The following is a 25,031-nucleotide window of genomic DNA, read 5'->3' on the forward strand; positions in this document are numbered from 1 at the left end:
CTCGGTGCCGGCCCGTGCCGATGGCGGGATGTGCCCGGGGAGGGCTTCGGTGGGCAGATGCTCCTGGGTGGGCCGGCGCGGGTCAGGGGCGGCTCCGCCCACCCCTGACCCGTGGGCGAGGCCGCTCGGTGTGAACGCCGTCCATCCCGCCGTGCCGTACGCGGCCGACGCCCGTGCTGTGACGCCGAGGCCGCGTGTGCGTCCCCGTGCCGTTCTCGGCGGTGCCGTCCTCGCGCCCCTTCGTGCCCGCTCGCCCCTACGGCGCGTCGTGTCCGACCCCGAGCCGATGAGGACCTTCTGTGCCCGCGAGGTTCAAGAAAGCCGTCGATCGGAGCCGGGGGCGGAGACGTACCGGGCGGCCCGGTCCTCGGCGACCGCCAGCATCTGTTCCTGACGCCGCTCCACGGCGGCCCGCTCGGGAAGCGCCACGTGCCCCAGTTCCCTGCGGCGGCCGTGCCTGCCGGCCAAGGCCATCGAGGCCGAGCGCCCCATGCCCAACGCCGCGCCCTCCGAGGCCAACGCCCTGCGGACCCGACGCCGGTAGGTGTGCCGAACCGTGAAGTAGACCGCCATCGTGGTCAGGAAGACGACGGCGACCTTGAACATCACCCCCGGAAGAGAACCCATCAGAGGCGAGTCCAACAGCCAGTGCAGAGCCATCGCGAGCAGCACCAGGAGCGCGGCGCCGAGCGCGCGCCGTGGTCCGGGCCGCCAGGCCGCGGCGGCCGACAGACCGACCGCCGTGCCGGCGACCGCCGACATCGCCCAGTGCGAGCCCAACCCGGTCAGGCCCACGCGCACGATGGTGGTCTGCACCACCGGCACCATGCCGCCGGTGCCGCCGGACTGGACCACCGCGTTCATCGTGTAGACGAAGTTCTCCATCACCTCGAAGCCCAAACCCGACAGGGACCCGATCGTGAATCCGTCCACCGGGCCGCGCACCGCGCGGGGGAAGGCCACCGCCACCAGGACGACCCCGGCCAACTTGAGGACCTCCTCGTTGAGCGGAGCGGTCAGCGCGGCCCCCCACACGCCGGCGAAGGCCAGTCCCAACCCTTTGGACCACAAGGACAACAGATTGCCGTTGGCCAGGAGCCCGGCGGCGGTCGCGGCGGTCAGCCCCCAGGACACCGCGGCCAGACAGGCGTGGAGGGAGGGGTCGCGCACCGGGCGGATCCGACGCAGCACCCAGAACCCGAAGACCAAGGTCAACGCCCCCAGGAACAGCGCGAGCGCCGTCTCGGCGAAGAACACACGCGCCATACCGGCGAACTGCGATGCCAGGAAGACCAGGCCCGCCACGCACGGCACGACGATGAGCACGAGGGCGGCCGACGAGGACAGCAGCCCTCCCCGGGCACGTCCGTCCCTCCCATGACGCTCGACGGCATGCCGAGGAGCGGCGTCGTCCTGGCGTGCCCCGCGCGGCGGGGGCACCGCACCGTGCTCGGCCGCGTTCGCCGCGCGCGGCTCCTCCGGTCCCCGACCCATCACTTCTCCTCGGTGAACGAGACCGTTCGGACGACGTCGAAGACCGCGGCGATGTCGGCCGTGGTCGCGTCGCGCCCCGCCAGGGTCATCTCCACGGCCAGGAGCCCGTCGGGGGAGGGGTAGACGACCGCGGTGCCGCTCTGGGTGCGGCTCTCCAAAGGGCCGGACAGACCCTTGTGCCCGTCATGAGCGGCGATGACCTCCGGCTCCCCCAACCGGGCCGAGGACTCGCTCGCACGGGCCAGGCGTCGCATGCCCTCCCACAACTCCTCCACGCCGGGAGGTGGAGAGGTCACGGGTCTGACCGAGGTCAGGTTCAGCTCCACGGGGCCACGGTGGAAACGGTAGCTCTGCCCGTCGTGGCTGGCGCCGACGTCCAAGGACCACCCCTCCTGGGGGAAGGTCAACGAGGCCTCGTAGCCGCCCCCGCTCCCCACGGACACGGGTTCGTCGGAGGCGACCGACTCCGAACCCGGCACCAGCGCGTTCACCAGCGGCCAGAGCAGCACCAGCGCCGCGACGGCCGCGACGGCCACGCCCAACGGCGCCCACGCACTCCGCGGTGCGCGCGTCCCCTCGCCTGCCTGCGCCATGGCTCCCCCTCGTCGACGACCCCGTACGGCAAGCGAAACACTCAAGGACGGGAGGGAGGGTGAGGTGGAGACGACTTGGCGCACGTTTGCGGAAATTTCACCCTTGAGGGGCGGTTCCACCGCATGTGAGCGGGAGGTCCCGATCAAGAGGGGACGGCGACCCGCGACGACTCCTTCCGCCGGCGCGGGGCACGGGGACCGTACGGGTCACCGACCTCACCGAACAGCACAGCTAGACCCTCGACGGCAGCCGTGATGGCCGGTGCGGCCTCGGCACCGGGAGCACCGGGTTCGGCGTGGACGTCCTCCAGGCCCAGCACTCCACACCCGCGGTCCGGACGGGGGCCGACCAGTCGGACGAGGCGGTCGCCGTGCGGGAGGGACGCCCCGGTCGACCTCGCGCCCGTGACACTCTTCGCGGACCGCTCGGGTCACAGGTCGGTGGACATCGGCCCGCCGTTCCACTCCACCGCGTCGGCCAGCGCCGCGGCCAGGTCCATGGTGGCACCGGACAGGTCGGCGTGGGCGCGGTGCAGGTTCAACACGATCCGCTCGGCGTCGTCCCAACCGGAGAACTCGCCGAGGTCGCAGTCCCGAGCGGTCTCCAACGGGGTCAGCCCGCGGGCCAGACCGTCGCGGGCGGTGTCCAGGACGAACCGGTAATAGCGTTCGTGGGCACTGAGCACGGTGTCCAACTCGGCCGCGCCGAACAGGGGGCCGTGTCCGGGTACCACGTGTTCGGGACCGAAGGCGTGCAACCACTCCAGGGAACGCAGCGCCCCCTCCAACGAGCCCATGAACACCAGGGGGGTCAGCCCGTGGAAGAGCAGGTCGCCGGTGAACAGCACACGTTCCTCCGGCAGCCAGGCCACCACGTCACCGGGAGTGTGGGCGGCGTGGCCGGGATGGAGCAGGTCCACGCGCCGCCGACCGGTGTACACCGTCAACTCCCGATGCAGCACCACCGAGGGGACACGCCTGGTGACCTCTCCCCAGTCCGGTACCGGAGACCAGAACGGAGGGCAGGCGTCGATGATCGGGTCGTGCAGGAGGGCCTCGCGCATGGCGGCCTGTCCGATGAGCACGGCGGAGTCGGGCAGCAGGCTGTTGCCGTAGGTGTGGTCGCCGTGTTGGTGGGTGTTGACCGCCCAGCGCACGGGGGCGCAGGCGGCGCGGTCCAGCGCGTCCAGGAACCGTCGGGTGCGGGCCTGGGTCGCGCAGGTGTCGACGACCAGGAGTCCGTCCTCCCCGGCGACGGCACCCGCGTTGTTGACCCACCAGGTTCCGTCCGGTTGCACCCAGGCGTACACGCCGTCGACGAGCTCCACCAGGGACGCCGCCTCCGGTCCGGTCTGCTCGGTCTGGGCCATGGGACTCCTCGGGGTCGTGGGTGTCGGGGCAGCAGGCTATCGCCGCGGCGTCGGCCTCCGCCCGCGATGCCCCCACCGGAGCCAGGGCAGTACCGCTCGTCGGACCCGACGGTGAAGAGGAACCCCACCAGGGCGGCACCCTCCCGCCCTGCCGCGGTGCGGGTGAAGACCTCCACGTCCCGGGTCGTCACCGCTGGTAGTTTCGCCGCATGCGAGAACGGCCGTCCCACCTGGAAGACCGACTCCATGACGCGCTGGTCACGTGGGGCATCCACGTGGTCGCGCTCGACCACGTCCCCCTCGGTTTCGGTGACCACCACTGGAGTGCCATCGACACCTTGGGACGTCGGTGGTTCACCACCGTGGCCGACCTCGGGCACAAACCCCATCTCGGCCTGGATCCCGGTTCGGCGCGGCGGCGTCTGGAACAGGCCATGGACACCGCCGCGCGGCTGCACGACGTGGAGGGACTGGGGTTCGTGGTCGCCCCTTTGCGCACCCCCACCGGAGCCACCCTCGTGTCGATCGACGACCGACACGTGCTCAGTGTCTTCCCGTTCGTGGAGGGCGTCTCCGGCGTGGAACTCACCGCCGACCGGCGTCTTCGCGTCCTGGACCTCCTCGCCCGACTCCACCGGCGCGGTGCGGTGGGGGCGCCCGCCGTCCCGGTCCACCTCCGTGGAGGGGACCGTCTGTCCCGACTGCTCGACCACCCCACCGAGATCGGTGACACGGGACCCCACGCCGGCCCCACCGCGGAACTACTGGCCGAGCACGCCGCGCCCCTGCGTGAGCGGCTCGCGGAGTTCGACCGCGACACCGAGGCCCTGCGGGAGGCGCCGACGGTCACCACCCACGGAGAACCCCATCCCGGCAACCTGCTGTGGCTCGGGGACCGCCCGCTGCTGGTCGACTGGGACACCGTGGGCATGGCCGCGCCCGAGCGCGACCTGTGGTCGGTCACCGGCGACCCCGCCGAGCTGGACCACTACGCCCGGGTCCGCGGCCACCGCCCCGACCCCGCCCTGATGGACCTGTACCGGCTGCGTGCGGAGTTGCAGGACCTCGTGGAGTTCGTCGGCCGGTTCGGCGCGCACCACGGCGGCGGCGCCGACGACGAACAGGCCTGGCGTGGGCTGGTCGCCGTCGTCGAGCGGCTCGCCACCCGGTCGGGCGTTCCGTGAGACCACGGCGGGGGCGGTCGACCGTCGTGCCGGAGAACCCGGCGAACGCGGACCCCGGCGGGTCGCATCCCGCCTTCCCATGCTGCGGTCTGTAGCATTTCCGTGTCCCGTGGTGACCGAAAGTCGGCCGTGACGGCGCGTGCGGTACCCGACAGGGCCGACCCTCGGGAACGACGCAGACCCGACCACGTCAGGGAGTGACCATGCACCTTTCTCTCAGCAAGCGCGACATGCCCGCGCGTATCGCGATGGGAGCCTTCATCCTCAACTCGGGCCTGGGCAAACGCGGTGTCGACGAGGAGGCCGCCCAGGGGATGCACGGTATGGCCGTGGGGGCCTATCCCTTCCTCAAGGACGTCGATCCCGTCACCTTCACCAAGATGCTGTCGGGGGCCGAGATCGCGCTGGGCACCGCCCTGCTGCTCCCCATCGTCCCCAGCCGACTCGTGGGCGCCGGGCTGACCGCGTTCGCCTCCAGCCTGCTCGGCATGTACCTGCGCACCCCCGGCATGCGTCTTCCCAACAGCGTGCGCCCCTCCGAACAGGGCCTGAGCCTGGCCAAGGACGTCTGGCTGCTGGGAGCCGGAATCAGCATGATGATGGGCCACGACGGCGAGCACCACTCCCCGAGGTGCCGCCGGTGAGGAGGGGCGCTACTCGGGGTCCACAGCGGGCACGAACACCCGCAGGGCCGCGGGTCGTTTGGTGAAGACGACCCTCGCCGACCCCTCCGCCACCTCTCCGTCCACGGCGAGCAACCTCGGCTCCTCCGGAATGGTCAACGACATCTCGGTGGTCAACCGCTCCGTGTAGCCTTTGTCGGGCGAGAGCCTGCCCAGGAGCACGTCGCCCAGAGCGCGGACGCGGGGGAAGGGCTCCCTGGCGCTGAGCACCCGTACGTCCAGTCGACCGTCGTCCAGCCGCTCACGCAGCGCGGGGACCCGCGCGTGCGTGCGGTACCGACAGTTGCCCACGAAAGCCCACCACACCCGGGTCGGCTCGCCGTCCACCAACGCCGTGGTCGGACTCACCTCCAACAGGTCCCGCCACAGGGCCAACGCGAACGCGGGCCACTTGCCGATCCGCTCCGCCCACCGGTCACGCCGCTCCACCATGCGCGGGTAGGAACCGAACGAGGCGGTGTTGAGGAAGACCCGGCCGTCCACCTCTCCCACGTCCACCCGGGCCAACCTGCCGTTGTCGAACGCCCGCAGCGCGACGTCCACCGAGGTCAGCCCCAGCGTGCGCGCGAAGTTGTTGAGAGTGCCGTCCGGCAGGACCAGTAACGGCCGGTCGTGGGCCAGGGCCGCCTTCGCCCCGGCGTTGACGGTGCCGTCGCCGCCGGCCACGGCCAACACCCGGCAGGTGCGCGCCGCCCGGTCCATCGTCTCGGCGATGTCGTCCTGCGCCGACAACGGAAGGATCCGCGCCTTGGGCAGGGCGCGGGCCACCCGACTCGTGACGTCGGCGGCGGGCAGGGGCGCCACCGTCCCCGCAGCGGACTGCGGGTTGACCACCACCGTCACCCCCTCGCCCTCACGGTCGACGTCGCTCACCCCGTCGGGGACGGTACGCGCGCCGAAGGTCAGCTCGGGGCGGGGCGGCACCATCGCCCTGGCCACGAGCGCGGTGCCGGCACCGATGGCCAACCCGGCGAGCACGTCCCCGGGGTAGTGCACACCGCTGTGCACCCGCGAGATCGCCACCGTTCCCGCCAAGGTGGCCACGAGCGCGGCCAGGGGCTTGGGCGCGTCGGCCATGATCCCGCCCGCGTAGGCCGCGGCGGCGGCGGTGTGGCCCGAGGGGAAGGACGTGCTGGGGTAGGAGCGGTAGGGGCGGCGGGCGAGGGGAACGGCGGACGAGTCCGGCCGACCCCGGTCGGAGAGCTTCTTGACCACGGCCGAGACGGCGTTGGCGGTCCCGGCCGCCAGGATGGCGCGCAAGGCCGTACGCCGCAGGCGGGGACCTCCGGTGGCGGCCAGGGTGGCCGACACCAGGAACCAGGGAGCCATGTTGTCGGTGGCCTGGACGAACTTGGGCGTGTGGGGGTCCAGAAGGGGGGACCGCGTCCTGGTCGCCCAGTCGTAGATCCTCTTGTCGAGCTTGTGGAGACGGTGTGTCGGGCTCATTGCCTCAGAGTGGAACGGACCGGTGCGGATGTCCATGAAGACGCGCGGTGGAATCCTGTGCCGCCGGTGACGTCGACCACCGCGCGTCGACCGGAGGGTCGGCACGGAGAAGGCCCGGGGCGGGGGAGTGCCGGCCGGGCGTGGTCTCAGACCGTGGGAATCCGGCCGCCGTCCACCCGCACCACCGATCCGGTGACGTAGGCGGCCTGCCGACCGGCCAGGAACGCGGCCACCGCCCCGTACTCCTCCGGCCTGCCGTACCGCCGGGCGGGGATACCGGCGAGGATGTCGGCCTCGACCTCCCGCACCGGACGGCCCTCCCGCTCGGAGCGGGCCAGATCCAGCACGTCCGTGCGCGGAGTGGAGATCCGACCGGGCACGATCACGTTCGAGGCGACCCCGTCCGCGGCGACCTCGTTGGACACCGTCTTGGACCAGGAGTGCAGCGAGGCCCGCAGGGTGTTGGAAACACCCAGGTTCGGGATCGGCGCGATCGGCCAGGAGGAGCTGCTCGTGATGTCCGCCCCCAGCCGCGTTCGCGCATCCCGCCGACCACGGCGTCGGTCAGGCGGACGACCGGCAACACCATGGCCTCGTACATGTCCTTCCAGAGCTCGGCCTCCTGCCCCAGGACAGGGGTGGGCGGCGCTGTCAGCCGACGCGAGCGTCGGGGGTCGTCCGTACTTCCCGCTCCGCCCGATGAGTTCCGGACGCCGAGCGAGTCCGTACATATGAACGAAGCGCCTCGCGCGGAACCGGCGGATGAAGGAGATCGTGATGGACACCGAGCAGGCGACCCGCGCGGGAAGACGGGAGTGGCTCGGACTCGGGGTGCTCGCCCTGCCCACCCTGCTGCTCTCCCTGGACATGAGCGTGCTCTACCTGGCCCTGCCCCACCTGGCCGCGGACCTGCGGCACACCGGCGGACAACTCCTGTGGATCATGGACGTCTACGGCTTCATGATCGCGGGCTTCCTCATCACCATGGGCACCCTGGGCGACCGCGTCGGCCGCAGACGCCTGCTGATGATCGGTGCCGCCGTCTTCGGCCTGGCCTCGGTCGCCGCGGCGTTCTCCACCAGCGCCGAGGCGCTCATCGCCACCCGCGCCCTCATGGGAGTGGCCGGGGCCACCCTCATGCCCTCCACCCTGGCCCTGATCAGCAACATGTTCACCGACCCCCGGCAGCGCGCCGTGGCCATCTCGGTCTGGACGAGCTGCTTCATGGGCGGTACCACCATCGGCCCGGTCGTGGGAGGGCTGTTCCTACAGTGGTTCTGGTGGGGGTCGGTATTCCTGCTCGGCGTGCCGGTGATGGCGCTGCTGATGGTGTGCGGGCCCCTGCTCCTGCCCGAGTACCGCTCTTCCGGGTCGGGGCGACTGGACCCGCTCAGTGTCGCGCTGTCCCTGGGCGCCCTCCTGCCCGTCGTCTACCGCGCCGGCGTCGTTCTCGCCCCGGGGGTGCCCCAGGAGGCGGGACAGACCCTGCCCGCGGCCGTCTCCGTCGCCGAGGAGCTGCCCGCCGGGACGGCCCGGGAACTCCTGGACTCGGCGCGTGAGGCGTTCACCGCCGGACTGAACCTGGCCGGAGGAATCGGCCTGGTGGCGATGACCGTGTTCGGAGTCCTCGCCCTGGCCCTGCTACGCCCCGTGTCACCGACCGGACCACGCGAAGAGGAAGGAGAACGACCCCGCACACCCGATGAGTCCGAGACCACCGACGGGTCTGTCCCTGTGAACGGTCCCGAAACCGTTCGCACGGCCTCCGCCGAACCGGAAGAAGGATGAGGATCATGAGCCTGCCCAACCTCGACAGCATGCTGCTCGCCACGACCGACCCCGACCGGCTGCGCGACTGGTACGTCGCCGTCCTGGAACCCCAGGAGCACAGCGAGATGGACGGCTACCGGGTCCTGCGCTTCGGCGCCTTCCACCTGCTCATCGACCGCCGCCAGGACGTCGGCCCCAAGGCGGGCGACCCCGCTCGGATGATCCTCAACTTCGACGTGGAGGACGCCCGCGCCGTCGCCGCCCGCATGGACGAGCGCGACACACCATGGCCGGCGCCGCTGGAGGACCGCGAGGGCAGCCTGTTCGGCACGGCCATCGACCCCGACGGCAACTACGTCCAGATCATCCAACTCAGTGAGAAGCACCGTGCCGAGATGAAGAGCACGGAGTGAGCGAGGATCCCATGTTCGACACCACCAGGGCCTTCGGCTCCTTCGCCGTCACCGACACCGACCGGGCCCGCGCGTTCTACGGCGGGACGTTGGGACTCGCGGTCGGCCCGGTCGAGGGGATGGAGGAGCACGGCCTGCTCCGCATCGACCTCGGGGAGGGGCGGAACGTCCTCATCTACCCCAAGCCCGACCACGAGCCCGCCGGATTCACCGTGCTGAACCTGCCCGTGGACGACATCGACGCCACGGTGGACGAACTCGGCCGCCGTGGCGTGGAGACGCTGCGCTACGAGGGGTTCGCACAGGACGAGAAGGGGATCTCGCGCGGCGAGCCGACCGTCGCGTGGTTCACCGACCCGTGCGGAAACGTGTGTTCTGTCATACAGGAGGCGTAACGTGACGGTCGTGGTGGAACACACATCCGACCAGGACTTCGCGAGGCTCGCCGACCCCTATCGCCGGGAGCTGTTCGCGCACTGCTACCGCATGCTGGGCTCGGTGCACGACGCCGAGGACCTGGTACAGGAGACCTATCTGCGCGCCTGGAAGGCCTACGACCGCTTCGAGGGCCGTTCCAGTCTGCGCACCTGGCTCCATCGGATCGCCACCACGGCCTGCCTGACCGCACTGGAGAAGAGGCGGCGCAGGCCCCTGCCCACCGGGCTCGGCGGACCCACCTCCGAGCCCGAGGGCGAACTGGTCGACCGGCCGGAGCTGCCCTGGCTGGAACCGGTCCCCGACACGCTGGTGGGCACCGACGATCCGGGCACCGTCGTGGCGACGCGGGACAGCGTGCGCCTGGCACTGGTCGCGGCGCTCCAGTACCTCCAACCCCGACAGCGGGCGGTACTGATCCTGCGCGACGTGCTGCGGTTCAGCGCGGCCGAGGTCGCCGACACCCTGGACACCTCGGTGCAGGCGGTCAACAGTCTGCTCCAACGGGCCCGCGCGCAACTGAACAGGGCCGCCCCCAGTGAGGAGGAGGTGGCCGAACCCCGGCCGGAGGAGCGCGAGACCCTCGCGCGCTACGTCGAGGCCTTCGAGTCCTACGACATCCCGGCGATCACCTCGCTCTTCACCGCCGACGCCGTGTTCGAGATGCCGCCCTTCGCCACCTGGGTGCGCGGTGCCGAGCACATCGGCCGCCTCATCGACTCCCAGTGCCCGGCCCATGGGCCGGGGGACATGGCGCTGGTCCCGACCGCCGCCAACGGGCAACCCGCCTACGCGGTGTACATGCGCGCCGAGGACGGCGTGCACCGGGCGTTCGGAATCCAGGTCCTGGACCTCACCCCGGACGGAAGCGGGGTCGTCCACGTGGGGATGTTCTTCGACACCTCCCTCTTCCGGCACTTCGAACTCCCCGCCATCCTGCCCCGACGCGGGTAGGGGCGAGGCGACCCGCTCAGCGCGGGCCCAACGCGCGATGCAGAGTGTCGGCGAAGGCGCGGGGGTGCGTTCCAAAGCCCACGTGGTCACCGGGGAAGGGAACGGGCTCCGTCCCCAACCGTCGGGACAACGCGACCCCCATGTCATGGATGGGATGGCCCGCCGACTCCTCGCCCAGGCCGACCACCACCGGGACCCCGCCCCCGCGCAGGGCCTCCACGTCGGGTTCGTACAGCGACAGCGGCATCAGGCCGTGGGCGAGGAAGTAGGCGAAGTTGCCGCTCACCCTTTCGAGGGTCTCGGTGTCCTCGTCACCACCAAGGCCCTCCTGACCATCACCGTCCAGACCGTTCAAGGCCAGGAACTTGCCCATCGCCGCCCCCACGCCCTCGCGCAGATAGGTGTCGTGGACGTCCTGGTCTCCGGCCAACGCCTCGGAAGGGTCGTCCAGCAGCATCAGACAGGGCGGCTCGTGCGCCACCAGTGTCCGCACGGAACCGGCGTGGCGGGCCGCCAGGTCGAGACCGATCTGCGCGCCCGCGCTGTTGCCGAACACGTAGGCGGGACCCGCGTCCAAGGCGGCGATCAGGCGTGCGGCGTCGTCGGCGTGGACGTCCACCCGTTGGTCCCGTGGCTCTTCGTCCAGTGTGCTGCGCGAATTACCCCGGGGGTCGTAGGCCACGGTCGTGTAGCGGTCGGCCAGATGCTCCACGACCCCGGCGAAGACCCCCGCGTCCTGCGGACCCCCCGGGATCATCAGCAGTACCGGCCCCGTCCCCCGCACCTCGTGGTGGATCCGGGCACCGGGCACCTTCAACGTGCGGACCTCGGCTGTGTGCTGCGGCATGTCCTCCCCGCCCTTTCAGGAACTCTGCGGCCATCACTCCCCTTGCCCCGATATGGGAGGGGAGTGCCAAGGGGGTGGAAAGGATGTGGGCGGCTTCGAAGTCGACGGACGAAAGGGGAGGGGTTCGCTGGCTTGACGGTGGTGTCCGATGTGGCGGACCGTGACATTCTTCGACGAGCTCGGATTTCCGGGGGAGGAGTAGGGGAGTTCGTATCGATTGAGGAGTTTGGGGTGTTATGGCGTCGGTGGCGTCGATGTCTGACTTTCAAGAAGTTGGAAAAACGGGTGCTTCCCGTTGGTAAAGTCGCAGGTCGTGGACTGTGCTCCCCGCGCACGCGGGGATGGTCCCATCTTCACTCGGTTCTGAAAGTGCCGAGAACCGTGCTCCCCGCGCACGCGGGGACGGCCCCACCTTCTCCGCCACCTCAGTGGCAGGCCGGTTTCGGCCGGCCGCTGGAGGGGACCGGAAATGTTGCCGATGCTGCACAAGGGGTCTGACCTGGGGTGATCTTGCTCGCAGCGTCACCGCAGGCGGTCGACAGTGACGCCGGGGCCACTGTCGTCAGGTCACAGCGGGAGTGGGCGTCCGTTTCGGTCACCGAACCCCGACGAACCCGCCCGCGACCGTGTGTTCGCCGGACGGTCCGGCGCGGCCATGGTCCCTTCCCGACCCCCTCTCCCACGGCGGCGTGGCACTGTTCCAGACGGGACTCCCGATGGGACTCCTGTGGCGTGTGCCCGCTGGTGACGCCGGGTAGGGGGTGGGCCAGGCATCCGAGAGTGAGGAGACCGAGAATGAGTGTTCCTGAGGAGTCCAGGCCCAAGACCACTGACACCGACCAGGTCGTCTCCAGCGACCACAGCGACGACGCGCGCGAACCCGACACCCGGGAGGAGCTGGAGGCCGAGTTGCAGGACGCGATGAAGAGGGAGAACCTGCGCCGAGAGGATTTCGGGCCGGAGTAGTCACAGCCCGAGGGAGCGCCGGACCGACACGGTCCGGCGCTCTCGTCATGACGTGACCGGTACTCGTCGAGGCTCTCCACGAGCACCGCGACGAGAGGGGGAGGCCCGTCCCCCGAACGGGCCTCCCCTTCCGGACGTTCAGCGTAGGGGCGGGTCTCCGCCCTCCGGTGGCGGCTTCCAATCCTCGCCCGGGGAACTCCCCGTGGAGGGAGGCGGATCCCCGCCTTCGGGCGGTGGCTTCCGGTCGCCGCCCGAGGAGGGGTCGCCCGCGGTGCCCTCACCGGGGCGGACGGTGCCCGTTCCGGGGGCCTTGTCCCACCCGGTCGGGTAGCGCCTGCCGTCGGGCCGTTCCTTCCAGTACTCCGGCGAGCGTACGGCCGCCTGTTTGCGGATGGTCTCCCGGCGGATGATCCACAGCACGATGAAGATCACCGCGATCGGGATGGCGATGGCCGCCAGGACCCCGATCAACCAGCCGAGCGTCGGCCACTCCATGGCCGCCCCCTTTCCTTCGGCGGTGTCGGCTCCTCACAGGGCCGCGAGCAGTTCGCGGCAGGCGCTCTCGCACCGGCGGCACGCCTCGGCGCACACCCAGCAGTGCTCATGTCGTTCGGCGTGCCGCTCGCATTCCTCGCCGCACATGCGGCAGGCCTCCGCGCAGGCCTTCAACAAGGCCCTGACCAGGTCCTCGTCCCCCTCGGTCCGGTGGGAGAGGACCCGCTGGGTGGCCTCGCACAGTTGCGCGCAGTTCAGGTTGGACCGCACGCACCCGACCAGGTCGGCCACCTCCGGTTCGCCCAGACAGGCGTCCGCGCACAGGGTGCAGGCCTGTGCGCACGTTCCGCACGCCTCGATGCAGGCGCGCAGTCTCTGGTCGACCGCCAGGCCCCGACGGGCGGGGTGTGTCTCCAGCATCTGTTCGACGATGCTCATCTGCCCTCCTCGGACGATTCGCGCAACCCCTGTTCAAAGCGAGAAACGCAGCGTGAAGTGGTTCAGCGACCTGGGCAGCCCCGACGCGGGCAGTGGACCGCCCGCGTCCACACGGGTCGGTTCGCCTCCCCGGACCAGGGTGCGTAGGAAGAGGGAGATCATCAGCGGTACCGAGTCGATCCCCGCGCATACGGCGGGACCATGGCTGAAGGGCACCAGCCCCGGTTCGCGTTCGGCGCGTCCATCGAGCCAGATCTCGGGTTCGAACGTGTCGGCGTACGGAAGCCGGGAGGGGTCCCGGTGGAAGTAGGAGCTCAGGATCAGGAAGGCGGTGCCCGCCTCGAAGACCTCCTCCCGCCAGGAGGTCCGACGCGTGCTCTCCCGGATCACCATGAGGGTGGTCGGCCACAGCCGCACCGACTCGCGTACCGTCGCGCGCAGAAGCGGCAGGTCGAGTCCCTCACGGTCCTCGATCTCCTCGCGTACCGCGTACGCCTTTGGGCTGAGCGAGGTCAACAACGCCAGGGAGCGGAAGGCGGCGATGGCGGCGGCGTCGAAGGCGAACAGCCAGTGCGCCACCTGGTCCTCCGGACGTAGGCCGGAGCCGTCCCCGGACCGTCCGGTGTGGGGGCACGTTCCCGCCGTCAGGCGTGCGGCGAGGGTGCCCGGTTCCGCGCGTTCGACGGCCGCACGGACCCGGTCGAGGAACTCGTCCGCGGTCGCACGCCGGGCGGGGGCCAGGTACGACCAGTTCGCGTGCGCACGCAGTGTGCCCAGCAGAGCGGTCATACGGTAGTCGTCCGCGGCGAAGGAGCCGAAGACCACGCGTCGGGCCATCGCGTGGAAGGAACGGGAGAACCGCGACCAGTCCAGCTCCTCTCCTCCACGCAGTGCCAGCGCCAGGGCGAGCGCCTCCTCGTCGGCGTGTGCGGCGAGGACGTCCCCGTCGGGGTGGATCGTCTGACCGGGGACCAGGGCGGTCTCGTTGGCCGCGCGCCGCCGCGGTCGGTTCTCGTGGTCGGAGATCAGGACGCCGTGGGGTTGGAAGTGCGCCAGCGCCCCGGTCTTCTCCCGCCCCCCGGGGGAGAACGGTTCGGGGGTCTGCTCCAGCAGCCGGCCCACGTCCTGTTCGGACAGCACCAACGCGGCCCGCCGCCCCGCCAGACGCAGTGGAAGCGGGTCGTCGCCGTGACGCTCGCGCATCTTTCGCAGGACCTCCGTCGCCTTGCGGTCGGCGTCCAGGGCGGCCAACAGCCCGCTCATCGCGGGGCGGCGTACGATCGCCCCCCGCGCCACCTGGGGCAACAGGACCGAGGTCAATACGCGCACCGTCTCCGACGCGTCCAGGCGGCGCGCTCCGTGCGCCTGGTCCGCCTGCGCCTGCGTCTGTCGCCGTTGTCCGGGCATCGGAACCGTTCTCCCTCGGTCGTTCCACCACATGTCTGAAAAGTCCTGGCGCCGGGGCGGGTCTCCCCACGACCCGCCCCGGCCTGGTCCTCGGCCGCCCGTCACAGGTGGTCGCGCGGCAGGGTCCTGCTCCATTCCCGGGAGAAGATCCGTTCCTCTCCCTCGTAGGCGTCGAGCGTCGCGTACACCCGGAAGTCGGTCTCGGAGCACTCCAGCACCGTGTGGGTCTCGGTCCGGGTGCTCCACCCGTCCCGGGCGAAGCGCATCGTCCACGAGGACCGACCCCGCGCCGACGTGAAGTCGCCGGCCACGGACTCGTAGAGCTCGTAGGCGCGCCGCCCCACGTCCAGGTCGATGTCGTCGAAGTGCAGGATCCCGCCGTCCTTGACGATCTCCAGGGACGAGTGGGTGTCCACCAGGTCGCGATGGACGGTCCAGCGGTGCTCGGGGCTCTCCCTCCGCGTGGTGGAGATCTCCGGGGCGGCCTCCGGTTCCTCGAAGGGGCGCGGATCGGGGTCCTCGCCCTCGGGGACCGGGCGTACCGGAAGCAGCAGCCTGCTGTTCTCCGGGTGCACGGTCATCAGGACCGGACGCGGCGGGGGCCAGGCCAGTGGCCAGTAGGAGGTGGACAACGACAGGCGGATCCGGTGGCCGGCGGGGAAGACCTGCGCGACGCCGTTCAGCGTCACCCTGACCCTGCACCGTTCGCCCGGCTCCACCTCCCGGGGGTGTTCGTGCCCGTCACGGTGGGTGAGGTTGAGCAGGCCGTAGGTCACGCGGGTGGCGCTGCCGTCGGGCGCGACGTCGACCAGACGCGCCGCGACCATGGCCACCGGTTCGGTGACCGACACGTCCAGCTCCACCTCCGGGGCGCCCAGGATCTCCACGTCCTCGGCCAGCACGTCGCTGTCGAAGACCAGGGAGCCGCCGTCCTCCTCACGCTGGTCGTAGGGCAGGTCCGGGGGAGCGTTGTAGGACGCCCACTTGCCCGCGAACTGACCCACCGTCAGCGGTGACTGCAAGGTCAGCGACTCGGCGCGCACGTCCTCTCCCGGACCGCCGATCCGGTACTTGGCCAGCGGGTGGGCGGTGTACTCCACCCCGGGGGAGGGCCACTCCTGTTCGCGTACCCACCGGCCCGGGCGCTCCTTGTAGGCGGTGGAGGGCGGAACGCTGTCCTGCATCCACGCCCACAACGACGGGCCGGCGTCGACGCCGTTGTCCACGCCCTTGAGCCAGTGGTCGAGCCAGCGCACGACCTCCTGGAGGTAGCCGATCGCCGGGCCCGGGGCGCCCATGTGGGGATAGCGGTGCGACCAAGGGCCGATGAGTCCCTGGGCGGGCGCCTCCAGGCTCTCCAGGAGACGGAAGACCGCGTTGGAGTAGCCGTCCGCCCAGCCGCTGGAGGCCAGGACGGGGCAGCGCACCTTCGAGTAGTCCTCCGACACCGACGCGTGCCGCCAGTAGTCGTCGCGCCGTTGGTGGCGCAGCCACTCCAGCACCCAGGGTTCGGTGGCCTCCAGCCGTTCACGCCACATCTGGCGCCAGGCGTCGCCGACCGTCGCGGGGTCGGGCGGGCAGGTCGCGGCCGAGAACATCGTTCCCGCCTCGGCGAGGTTGTCCGAGAGCAGGCAACCGCCCATGTAGTGGAAGTCGTCGCCGTAACGGTCGTCGGTGAAGGAGCTGATGATGATCGTGCCGAGGCTGGGGGGCTGCCTCGCGGCCACCTGGAGCGCGGCGAACCCTCCCCAGGACAACCCCATCATGCTGGTCTGTCCGTCGCACCAGGGCTGCTCGGCCAGCCAGGCCAGGATCTCCTCGGCGTCCAGCTGCTCGCGTTCGAGGTACTCGTCGGTGAGCACGCCCTCGGAGTCGCCCGTCCCGCGCAGGTCCACGCGGACGCAGGCGTAGCCGTGACCGGCGATGTAGGGGTGGTGCATGGAGTCGCGTACGGCGGTCAGGTCGCGTCTGCGATAGGGGATGTACTCCAGGACCGCGGGGACCGGGGTCACGTCGGAAGAGGTCGCCCGCCACACCCGGGCGGCCAGGCGCACGCCGTCCGACATGGGGATCCACACGTGTTCCTCGGTGTGGACCGTGTGCGGCAGGTTCTTGACCACGTGCATGGACCGGCTCCTCCTCTAGTGTTCGGTGAGCTTGTCGGAGGGGCCGTCGACCTCCTCGAACTCGAACTTGAGTGCTTCCACGCAGCGCTCGTACTTGGCCCTCATCTCGGTCTCGTCCTCGGCGCCGATGACGATCTTGGCGAGTTCGTAGCTGTAGCTGTCCTGGGCCTGGAGCCGGGAGAGCCGCTCACCCTCCCGGGGAACGATCGTGATCTTCACGCCGGGCAGGGACTCCTCCAGTCCCGCCACCTCCTCCGCAGTGGGGACGCGTCGGACCACGCCGTCGTCGAAGCGCCGGTAGTACCACTCCGCCGCCACCCGGAACTCACCGCGGGCGTCGGAGGGCAGGGCCGGGTCCTGCCCGAAGGCCAGCCGCAGCATGCGTTCGTGGTTGGAGATGCCGTCCACCATCTCGAAGAGCTCGGCGTGGGACTGGGAGTGGCGGGTGTTGATCTCCAGGACGTTGAGACCGTCCTCGACCGGGTCGTGGAAGAACTCGATGCTGAAGGTGGCGTTGTCGATGCCCATGTGCCCGATGGTCTCGACCGCCACCTCACGCATGCGCCGGCACACCTCCTCGGGAAGCTCCGAGGGGTACTGGTGGCGCAGGAACACCGAGCTGCCGGGGTAGTCGACCGAGTCCAGGACTCCGTAGACCACGACCTCGCCCTTGTACACGTAACCTTCGACCGCGACCTGGACCCCGTGCAGGGCCGCCTCCGCCAGGGCCGTGCTTCCGCCCACGGAGGAGACCTCCTCGGGCAGGTCGACGCGAGCCAGGATCTGCTCGAAGGGGCGTCCGATGCGGTCGACGCCTTGGCGCAGGCGTGCCACGGCCGCGTGGAAGGTCTCGTCGTCGTCGACGCGGTAGGCGAGTTCGGAGGAGGCCGACTTCACCGGCTTGAGCCACATGGGGTAGTCGACGTTCTTGGGGGGAGAGGGGTGGTCCTCGTTCAGGTCCACGAGCGCGAAGGGCGGGTACTCGTCGATGACCTCGCTTTGCAGCAGCCTGCTCCAGTACTTGTGCTCACACCTGACGAAGGACTCCAGGGAGGAGGAGGGGAGTCCGCGGCGGGAGCACAGGATGGGTACGAGCAGGGTGACAGGGAAGTCCCAGTAGCCGACGACGGCGTCGACGCTGCCGTCGAAGTCGTCCAGGATCCTCTCGGCCTTGGTCAGTAACTCCTCGATGTCCACCTCGCCGACCTGGAGTTCCTCCAGGGTCAACAGTTGGTGGAATCGGCAGTTCTGTCCGGTCGGCGTCCTGCGCAGAATCGGCAGGTTACGTTCGTCCAGGCCGATCACGAACACGTTCTTCACTATCTTCGCCTCACCATTCTCGTCATAGGACCGTGATGTTCGGGGGTACAGGTGCGCCTACCCGTGCCCCCGACGTCAAACCGAGGGGAGAGACAGGCCACTCTCCTCCGCGCAGGGGCGTCCCGACACCGTGTGCGCGACCGCATCGGGCCGGCTCGGCGGGCCCGTTCCGTACGGGGAGGACCCGGCCCCACCGTCCTTGGGGACCGGCACCCACCTGCTGTTTCGTGCCCGCGGTCACGGGTAGCTGTGCCCCTACATCCCGACTCCGGCGAAAAACAGGAGTGAACGTCGATGCACGATGAGAGCACACCCCCGATCGAGGGCTATGAGGGGCTTCCGATCGCCACGCTTCAGCACCGCGTCCGCTCACTCGACACCGAGCAGATGAGGCGGCTCATCGGCTATGAGGAACAGCACGCCAATCGGACCGGGGTCCTGGAGTTGCTGCGCAACCGGCTGCACTCCCTGGAGGAGGGGGCCGAACCCTCGGAGGGGTCGCAGGAGTTCCAGCCCGAACGCCCCGGACCGCCGACCGGAGGCTCACCGGTGAGCGCCGACACGGCCGCCCCGGCGTCGAGTCCGCCTCCGCAGGGGGTGCCCAACCAGCCCGCCAAGCCCAAGGGCGACTACCAGCCCGGCGGCCAGTGAAGTGACCGGCCGTCGCGGCCCGCGCGGGTGACACGGGCCGCTCCCGGCGGCCTCGCCCTCCGTGGGTCCGCGGCGGTGGCAGAAGGGAGAGGACCATGCAGCACGACGCCTTCATCGGACAGGTACAGGCACGCGCGCACCTGCACAGCAGAGGCGCGGCGGAGGAGGCCACGAGGGCCACGCTGGAGACTCTCGCCGAACGGGTCGATCCCGGTCTCGGGGAGGACCTCGCCGCCCAGTTGCCGCGTGAGATCGGCGAGAACATGCTCCGGGTGACCCGTCAGACGAAGCAGGGGCCGGGCGCCGAGAGTTTCGACCAGGAGGAGTTCCTCAGCAGGGTGGCCCAGCGTTCGCACAGCGACCCGCCCCAGGCCTCGCACAACGCCCGCGCGGTGTTCGAACTCCTCGACGAGGCCACCACCGGGGGCGTCATGGACCGGGTCCGTCAGGCCCTGCCCCAGGACCTGAGGCAGCTCGCCACGCAGGGCAGCGAAGGCTGACGCCGTAGGCGCCCGCACACGTGGACGACAAGGGCGGGGCGGATCCCACTGTCCGGGACCGCACCCGCCCGTGCCCGGACGTGTACGGTTTTCGCCCGCTCACCATGGGTAGCCGTAGGCCCAGATCCCTCGACCGTTCTACGAACAGGAGCGACATGGCAGTGCCATCGACCATGCGCCGAGTCTTCGGCCATGACGGACGGGGCGACCGATGACCCGCGCGAAGACGTCCCTGGCCCTGGCGGCGGCGGGTTGGGCGATGTCACGGCTCCGCCGCAGGAACGAACCCGCCCCCGACCACCGCCGGGGAGACGGGACCGCCGCCTGGGCCCTGGCGGGCGCCGCGCTGGGAGTCGGTGCCGCGGCGATGGGCACGGGCCCGTACACCGCCAGGCTGACCGGCAAGGTCGCGCTGATCACCGGCGGCTCTCGCGGTCTCGGTCTACAGATGGCACGCGAGTTCGGCTCGCGCGGCGCGTCCGTCGTCATCTGCGCGCGCGACCGCGCGGAGCTGGACCGGGCGGTGGCGGACCTGGAGACACGGGGAGTGCGTGCGCACGGGATCCAGTGCGACGTCCGTGACGCCGACCGTGTGCCGGACCTGGTGGAGGAGGCCGTCGGGGTCTTCGGACGTTTGGACTTCGTCGTCAACAACGCGGGCATCATCCAGGTCGGGCCGCAGGACTCCTTCTCCGAAAGGCACTTTCGCGACGCGATGGAGACGATGTTCTGGGCGCCGCTGCGCATCTCCCGGGCCGCGCTCGGCCCGTTGGAGGCCACGGGGGGTTCCCTGGTCAACATCACCTCGATCGGCGGCCACCTGAGCGTGCCGCACCTGCTGCCCTACTCCTGCGCCAAGTTCGCCGAGGTCGCCCTCTCGGAGGGATTGGCCGCCGAGGTCGCCGGCAGGAACGTGCGGGTCACCACGGTGGTGCCGGGGCTGATGCGCACGGGTTCCCACAAGGCCGCCGTGTTCTCCGGCGTTCCCGAACGCGAGTACACCTGGTTCTCCTTGAGCGCCGGTCTGCCGCTGATCTCGGTCAACGCCGAGCGCGCGGCCCGCCGGATCGTGGAGTCGGCCGCACGGGGACGCGGCTACGTGGTGCTCACACCGCTGGCCAGGGCGGTCATCGCCGCGCGGGGGCTGAGCCCCGCCCTGCTCCAGAACGCCATGGGCGTGATGAACAGGGTGTTGCCCGCCTCGTCGGGGGAGACGCGGGAAAAGCCCGGAAGTCGGGCGGACGGGGGCGCGGTCAACCGCGCGCTCAAGGTGGTCACCGGGCTCAACGAGCGTGCGAGCAGGCGCCTGAACCAGGGGCCGCGAGGAGAGGGACCGCACGAGGAGAGACCCGCCTGACCCCGCCTCCCGCGAGGGGGTACGAGGGCGGACACGCACGACGGCGAACGGGGGAGCGGTACGTGACGCGTTTCGGATATTTTCTCGCCACCGAGGAGCACGGGCCCCGGGAACTGGTCCGCCAGGCACAGGGCGCGGAGGCGGCGGGGTTCGACGCCCTGTGGATCTCCGACCACTACCACCCCTGGCTGGACTCCCAAGGGCAGAGCCCGTTCGTGTGGTCGGTGGTCGGCGCGATCGGACAGGTGACGTCCCTGCCGGTCACCACGGCCGTGACCTGCCCGATCATGCGCGTGCACCCGGCGGTGGTGGCGCAGGCCGCCGCGACCGCGGCGGTGATGGTCAGGGGCGGGTTCACCCTGGGCGTGGGCACCGGCGAAGCACTCAACGAGCACATCCTCGGCCTTGCCTGGCCGCCCGCCTCCCGGCGCCTGTCGATGCTGGAGGAGGCCCTGGAGGTGATGCGCAAGCTGTGGACCGGAAAACTCGTCACCCACCGCGGCGAGCACTACGAGGTCGACACCGCACGCCTGTACACGTTGCCGGAGGAACCGCCGAAGGTCTACATGTCCGCGTTCGGCCCCAAAGCGCTCGGTCTGGCCGCGCGGGAGGCGGACGGCCTGATCCAGGTGGCGCCCGCCGAGGAGGCCGTCGAGTCCTTCCGGGACAAGGGCGGCGAGGGCAAACCCGTCCAGGGCGGGCTCAAGGTCTGCTGGGCGCCCAGTGAGGAGGAGGCCCGCAGGGTGGCCCATCACAGATGGCCCAACGAGGCGCTGACGGGCGAGGCACCCCAACTGCTGCCCCTGCCACGTCACTTCGAACAGCTCACCGACGGTCTGGTCACCGAACAGATGGTGGCCGACGAGATCGCCTGCGGTCCCGACCCGGAGGTGCACGTGGCGGCGATCAGACCGTACCTGGAGGCCGGTGTGGACGAGGTCTACGTCTGCCAGGTCGGCGACGACCAGGAGGGCTTCTTCGAGTTCTACGCCGACGAGGTCCTGCCACGGCTGCGAGCCGAGGCGTGAACCCCGTACGGCGTGCGGACGCCCGCGTCCACGCGCCGTCCAGTGAGGAGGAAGCATGTACGCCCGTAACCGTGACGGGGTGTCGCGGCAGCCCGATCCGATGCCGCCGGACCCGTTCCCTCCGGCGCCGATGCCGCCGCCCCCGCCCGAACCCGAACCCACGCCCGAGCCTCCCGGCCCCGGGCCGCTCCCCGAACCGCCCGGGCCCGAGCCCGAACCCCAACCGGTCTGAGAGTCCCTCGCCCGAGGACGTGGGCCCCGCCCGGACGACACCGGCGCCCGTGGATCGTCTCGGCGCCCTGCCGGTGAGGTCCGCCCCCGTCGCTCGGGTGCACCGGGGCACTCGGTGGGCTCGCCTCCCACACGCCTCCGGCGACGCCGGACGGTCTCGGTGTCGGCCCATGAGGGGCGGGCGGAGTGACGCCCGCCCCTCATACGGGCGATGCCGCGCCCCGTCCGGGGCCTACATGTACTCGGGGTATCGGGCGGACGTGCGCGGGTGACGTCGGCGAGGGGCGCCCCCGAGAGAGTGAGAGCAGCCTCCACGGCGGACACCGTCGGCGCGGCCGTGTTCGGCGCCGTGGTCCTTTCCCTCTCCCGGCGAGAGCCGGGGCCCGCCCGGTCGACGCCATCGAAAGCCGTCCGTATGGGTCGCCGAACGGAGGTGAGCGAAAGGAGCGGCGGAGGGCCGAGACCACCGCCCGGGGCGCGGTGTTCCTTCCCGGGCGGTGGCCGTCCTCGCGGCTCAGAAGGAGGACACGGTGGAGATACGCAGCTCGTCGGCCTCGTCCACGTCCACCAGCACGTTGTCGCCCGGCACGATCTGTTGGTCCAGCATCATGCGTGAGAGCCGGTTGCCGACCTCGCGCTGGATCGTGCGCGCCATCGGCCGCGCGCCGTAGGCGGGTTGGTGGCCACGCTCGGACAGCCACCCCACCGCCTCGTCCGTGAAGCGCACGTCGATGTCCCGTGCCTTCAGCCGCTCCTCGGTGCGCTCCAACATCAACCGGGTGATCTGGCCCAGTTCCTTCTCCTTCAACTGCTTGAAGACGATGACCTCGTCGATGCGGTTGATGAACTCGGGGCGGAACTCCTCGCGCAGGCGCCGCATCACCCGCTGCTCGGTGTCGGGGTCCATGTGGCCGCCGGAGGTGAAGCCCATCGGGGCGCCGCCGGTGATGACCTCCGAGCCCAGGTTGCTGGTCATGATGATCACGGTGTTGCGAAAGTCGACGGTGCGGCCCTGCCCGTCGGTCAGCCGTCCGTCGTCCAGCAACTGCAGCAGCAGGTTGAACACGTCCGGGTGGGCCTTCTCGATCTCGTCCAGCAACACCACCGAGTACGGGTGACGGCGTACCGCCTCGGTGAGCTGGCCCGCCTCCTCATAGCCCACGAACCCCGGAGGGGCTCCCGTCAGGCGGCTGGTGGTGTGCCGCTCCTGGAACTCGCTCATGTCGACGCGGACCATGGCGTCGTCCGACCCGAACAGGGCCTGGGCCAGCGCCCTGGCCAGCTCCGTCTTGCCCACACCGGTCGGACCCAGGAACAGGAAACTGCCCACCGGTCGGTCCGGGTCGCCCAGGCCCGCGCGGGAGCGTCGGATCGACTCGGAGACGGCGGTGACCGCCTCGTCCTGTCCGATCACCCGCTGGTGCAGGACCTCCTCCAGGTTGACCAGTCGGTCCCGCTCCTCCTGGGTGAGCTGGGCCACCGGGATGCCGGTACTGCGCGAGACCACCTCGGCGATGTCGTCGCCGGTCACCTCCGGGACCGCCGAGCCGGTACCGCGGGCCTGGTGGACGGAGCCCTTGGCGGAGGCGATCTCGTCACGCAGGGTCGAGGCGCGTTCGTAGTCCTCCTCCTGGACCGCCTTGTCCTTCTCCTCCTCCAGCTCCTTGAGTCTGTTCTCCAACTCCCGCAGTCGGGAGTCGGAGGTCTTCAGGCGCAGGCGCACCCGGGCACCGGCCTGGTCGAGGAGATCGATGGCCTTGTCCGGCAGGAAACGTTCGGTGACGTAGCGGTCCGACAGTTCGGCCGCGGCCACCAGGCTCTCGTCGTTGAAGCGCACCTGGTGGTGGGCCTCGTAGCGGTCGCGCAGCCCGCGCAGCATCTCGATGGTGTCCTCCACCGAGGGTTCGGGCACCTGGATCGGCTGGAAGCGGCGCTCCAGGGCCGCGTCCTTCTCGATGTGCTTGCGGTACTCGTCCAGGGTGGTCGCGCCGATGACGTGCAGGTCGCCGCGGGCCAACGCGGGCTTGAGGATGTTCCCGGCGTTCATGGAGCCCTCGGCGCCCCCGGCGCTGACGATGGTGTGGATCTCGTCGATGAAGACGAGCAACCGGCCGGCCTCGGCGCGGATCTCCTCCACGATCTTGTTCATGCGCTCCTCGAAGTCGCCCCGGTAGCGCGTGCCCGCCACGATCCCGGCCAGGTCGAGCTGGACCAGGCGGCGGCCGCGCAGGATCTCGGGGACGTCGTCGTCGAAGATGCGCTGGGCGATGCCCTCCACGATCGCGGTCTTGCCCACGCCGGGGTCACCGATGAGGACGGGGTTGTTCTTGCGCCGCCGGGCCAGCACCTCGATGCACTGCTCGACCTCGTCCTCACGGCCCACCACGGGGTCCAGACGGCCCTCCCGGGCCGACGCCGTCATGTCGGTGCCGAACTCGTCCAGGGTGGGGGTGGGCGACGGCTCCGTTTCGCCCTGAGCCGTGGGGGAAGGGGCTCCGGCGGTCCGCCGCAGGGCCTGCGGGGTGATCCCCGAGCCGTTCAGGAGCTGACCGACGGCACTGTCGGCGTTGACGGCCAAGGCGAAGAGCATGTGCTGGGGCGTGATGCTGGAACTTCCCGTGGCCCGTGCGATCTGCAGGGAGTCCAACAGGGCCCTCTTGGCGGAGGGGGTCAGTCTGACCGATCCGCGCACGGACCTGGGGGCCTGGGTCACGGCCTGGTCGACGACGTCGAGGATCTGCTGGGACGTGGAGCTGACGCGCTCCACCAGCTCCCGCGTGGGCCGGTAGCGCAGCAGCGACCACAACAGGTGGACCGAGTCGACGTCGGCGCCGCCGGTCTCCAGGGCGGTGTTCACCGCGGCGTCGGTGACCTGCTGGGCTTCAGGGCTCATCAGCTTGGACAGGTCCACGTGGCGCACCGGCCCGCGTGCGCCGAGGAAGCGTGCCAGGAACTCGTCGAACGACCCCGGATCGCCACCATGGTCTTCGGGAAAGTCGTGTGTCATCTCGTCCGGACCCCCGTGCTCGCGGTAGTGACTCGTTCACCATAAGTGAATGGCCTTCGATCGGTCGGGAGCCGCTGCGGTGTGGGACGGCGCATGTCCGCACAGGAGGGCCCCGGGCGGAGTCGAGGCCGTGCGGCCCCGAGCCCCGCCCCGCCCGCTACCCGGCTCGGCGCGTGGGTAACACCGTGGGTCGGACGGAGGTCCCGGTGGTCGGGGGCTTCCAGAATGCGAGACGCGCTGGTCGGCTGTTGATACGAGGTGCTAGCCTCATGATCATGACCGTGCTCATCCGACGACTTCACGTCGACCACGCGCG

The 25,031-nt window shown here is 70.6% G+C and carries 22 protein-coding genes and 2 pseudogenes; 12 read left to right on the forward strand and 12 right to left on the reverse strand.

The genetic code is table 11. The annotated features are described in order from the left end of the window. Nucleotides 1-312 precede the first annotated feature (312 nt). The 3 genes from PFX91_RS06930 to PFX91_RS06940 form a co-directional block, all read right to left on the reverse strand. Nucleotides 313-1,494, reverse strand: a complete 1,182-nt coding sequence (locus tag PFX91_RS06930; RefSeq protein WP_285730294.1) for a PrsW family glutamic-type intramembrane protease — start codon at nt 1,492-1,494, stop codon at nt 313-315. Continuing rightward, nucleotides 1,494-2,087, reverse strand: coding sequence for a hypothetical protein (locus PFX91_RS06935; RefSeq protein WP_285730295.1), 594 nt, complete (start codon nt 2,085-2,087; stop codon nt 1,494-1,496). The genes PFX91_RS06930 and PFX91_RS06935 overlap by 1 nt, the downstream gene beginning before the upstream one ends. A gap of 431 nt (nt 2,088-2,518) precedes the next feature. Beyond that, nucleotides 2,519-3,457 carry an MBL fold metallo-hydrolase gene (locus PFX91_RS06940; protein WP_285730297.1) on the reverse strand — a complete coding sequence of 313 codons (939 nt, stop codon included), beginning with the start codon at nt 3,455-3,457 and terminating at the stop codon, nt 2,519-2,521. A 209-nt stretch (nt 3,458-3,666) separates the two neighbouring features. On the opposite strand from PFX91_RS06940, the gene PFX91_RS06945 reads away from it, so the two are divergent. Together PFX91_RS06945 and PFX91_RS06950 are read left to right on the forward strand one after the other, a co-directional pair. Continuing rightward, a complete protein-coding gene (locus PFX91_RS06945) occupies nt 3,667-4,641 on the forward strand; it encodes a phosphotransferase enzyme family protein (protein WP_285730298.1) in 975 nt (324 codons plus the stop codon). 203 nt (nt 4,642-4,844) lie between these two features. After that, nucleotides 4,845-5,285 (forward strand): hypothetical protein, encoded by a 441-nt coding sequence (locus PFX91_RS06950; RefSeq protein ID WP_285730299.1) that lies wholly within the window; start codon nt 4,845-4,847, stop codon nt 5,283-5,285. A gap of 9 nt (nt 5,286-5,294) precedes the next feature. Here PFX91_RS06950 and PFX91_RS06955 read toward each other — a convergent pair whose 3' ends face one another. Both PFX91_RS06955 and PFX91_RS06960 read right to left on the reverse strand, forming a co-directional pair. Beyond that, on the reverse strand, nt 5,295-6,770 hold the full coding sequence (locus PFX91_RS06955; RefSeq protein ID WP_285730300.1) for a bifunctional phosphatase PAP2/diacylglycerol kinase family protein: 1,476 nt from the start codon (nt 6,768-6,770) through the stop codon (nt 5,295-5,297). 146 nt (nt 6,771-6,916) lie between these two features. Next, nucleotides 6,917-7,416, reverse strand: a pseudogene (locus tag PFX91_RS06960) (SDR family oxidoreductase); the annotation flags it as partial. Between the two features lie 131 nt (nt 7,417-7,547). Between PFX91_RS06960 and PFX91_RS06965 the strand changes: the two are divergent. The 4 genes and pseudogenes from PFX91_RS06965 to PFX91_RS06980 all read left to right on the forward strand — a co-directional run. Further along, nucleotides 7,548-8,429, forward strand: a pseudogene (locus PFX91_RS06965) (MFS transporter); the annotation flags it as partial. Between the two features lie 134 nt (nt 8,430-8,563). After that, nucleotides 8,564-8,953 carry a VOC family protein gene (locus PFX91_RS06970; RefSeq protein ID WP_285730302.1) on the forward strand — a complete coding sequence of 130 codons (390 nt, stop codon included), beginning with the start codon at nt 8,564-8,566 and terminating at the stop codon, nt 8,951-8,953. Nucleotides 8,954-8,964: 11 nt separating this feature from the next. Continuing rightward, on the forward strand, nt 8,965-9,348 hold the full coding sequence (locus PFX91_RS06975) for a VOC family protein (protein WP_285730469.1): 384 nt from the start codon (nt 8,965-8,967) through the stop codon (nt 9,346-9,348). A gap of 1 nt (nt 9,349) precedes the next feature. Then, entirely contained in the window at nt 9,350-10,342 is a 993-nt protein-coding gene (locus PFX91_RS06980) for a sigma-70 family RNA polymerase sigma factor (RefSeq protein ID WP_285730303.1), read from the forward strand. A gap of 16 nt (nt 10,343-10,358) precedes the next feature. Here PFX91_RS06980 and PFX91_RS06985 read toward each other — a convergent pair whose 3' ends face one another. Then, complete coding sequence (locus PFX91_RS06985; RefSeq protein ID WP_285730305.1) at nt 10,359-11,189, reverse strand: alpha/beta fold hydrolase; 831 nt, start codon at nt 11,187-11,189, stop codon at nt 10,359-10,361. A 795-nt stretch (nt 11,190-11,984) separates the two neighbouring features. On the opposite strand from PFX91_RS06985, the gene PFX91_RS06990 reads away from it, so the two are divergent. Continuing rightward, nucleotides 11,985-12,155, forward strand: a complete 171-nt coding sequence (locus PFX91_RS06990) for a hypothetical protein (protein WP_285730307.1) — start codon at nt 11,985-11,987, stop codon at nt 12,153-12,155. A 138-nt stretch (nt 12,156-12,293) separates the two neighbouring features. On the opposite strand, the gene PFX91_RS06995 is transcribed toward PFX91_RS06990, so the two are convergent. The 5 genes from PFX91_RS06995 to PFX91_RS07015 form a co-directional block, all read right to left on the reverse strand. Next, nucleotides 12,294-12,650, reverse strand: coding sequence for a hypothetical protein (locus PFX91_RS06995; RefSeq protein ID WP_285730309.1), 357 nt, complete (start codon nt 12,648-12,650; stop codon nt 12,294-12,296). Nucleotides 12,651-12,683: 33 nt separating this feature from the next. Further along, complete coding sequence (locus PFX91_RS07000) at nt 12,684-13,088, reverse strand: four-helix bundle copper-binding protein (protein WP_285730311.1); 405 nt, start codon at nt 13,086-13,088, stop codon at nt 12,684-12,686. 33 nt (nt 13,089-13,121) lie between these two features. Then, a complete protein-coding gene (locus tag PFX91_RS07005) occupies nt 13,122-14,495 on the reverse strand; it encodes a cytochrome P450 (protein ID WP_285730313.1) in 1,374 nt (457 codons plus the stop codon). 101 nt (nt 14,496-14,596) lie between these two features. Beyond that, nucleotides 14,597-16,621, reverse strand: coding sequence for a CocE/NonD family hydrolase (locus PFX91_RS07010; protein ID WP_285730314.1), 2,025 nt, complete (start codon nt 16,619-16,621; stop codon nt 14,597-14,599). A 15-nt stretch (nt 16,622-16,636) separates the two neighbouring features. Then, entirely contained in the window at nt 16,637-17,941 is a 1,305-nt protein-coding gene (locus PFX91_RS07015) for an ATP-grasp domain-containing protein (RefSeq protein ID WP_285730315.1), read from the reverse strand. Nucleotides 17,942-18,235: 294 nt separating this feature from the next. Here PFX91_RS07015 and PFX91_RS07020 point away from each other — a divergent pair, with 294 nt between their 5' ends. The 5 genes from PFX91_RS07020 (at nt 18,236) to PFX91_RS07040 (ending at nt 21,709) form a co-directional block, all read left to right on the forward strand. After that, nucleotides 18,236-18,592: a DUF8129 domain-containing protein gene (locus tag PFX91_RS07020; RefSeq protein WP_285730316.1), complete on the forward strand. Its 357-nt coding sequence runs from the start codon at nt 18,236-18,238 to the stop codon at nt 18,590-18,592. Between the two features lie 95 nt (nt 18,593-18,687). Further along, the gene (locus PFX91_RS07025; protein WP_285730317.1) at nt 18,688-19,092 is read left to right on the forward strand and encodes a DUF2267 domain-containing protein; all 405 of its coding nucleotides are present in this window, start codon (nt 18,688-18,690) and stop codon (nt 19,090-19,092) included. Nucleotides 19,093-19,303: 211 nt separating this feature from the next. Continuing rightward, a complete protein-coding gene (locus tag PFX91_RS07030) occupies nt 19,304-20,449 on the forward strand; it encodes an SDR family NAD(P)-dependent oxidoreductase (protein WP_285730318.1) in 1,146 nt (381 codons plus the stop codon). Nucleotides 20,450-20,511: 62 nt separating this feature from the next. Further along, nucleotides 20,512-21,477 (forward strand): TIGR03557 family F420-dependent LLM class oxidoreductase, encoded by a 966-nt coding sequence (locus tag PFX91_RS07035; protein WP_285730320.1) that lies wholly within the window; start codon nt 20,512-20,514, stop codon nt 21,475-21,477. 55 nt (nt 21,478-21,532) lie between these two features. Beyond that, nucleotides 21,533-21,709, forward strand: a complete 177-nt coding sequence (locus tag PFX91_RS07040) for a hypothetical protein (RefSeq protein WP_285730321.1) — start codon at nt 21,533-21,535, stop codon at nt 21,707-21,709. Between the two features lie 513 nt (nt 21,710-22,222). On the opposite strand, the gene PFX91_RS07045 is transcribed toward PFX91_RS07040, so the two are convergent. Then, the gene (locus PFX91_RS07045; RefSeq protein WP_285730322.1) at nt 22,223-24,715 is read right to left on the reverse strand and encodes an ATP-dependent Clp protease ATP-binding subunit; all 2,493 of its coding nucleotides are present in this window, start codon (nt 24,713-24,715) and stop codon (nt 22,223-22,225) included. Nucleotides 24,716-25,031: the final 316 nt, after the last annotated feature.

It is taken from the genome of Nocardiopsis sp. ATB16-24, assembly GCF_030271535.1.
GTDB lineage: Bacteria > Actinomycetota > Actinomycetes > Streptosporangiales > Streptosporangiaceae > Nocardiopsis.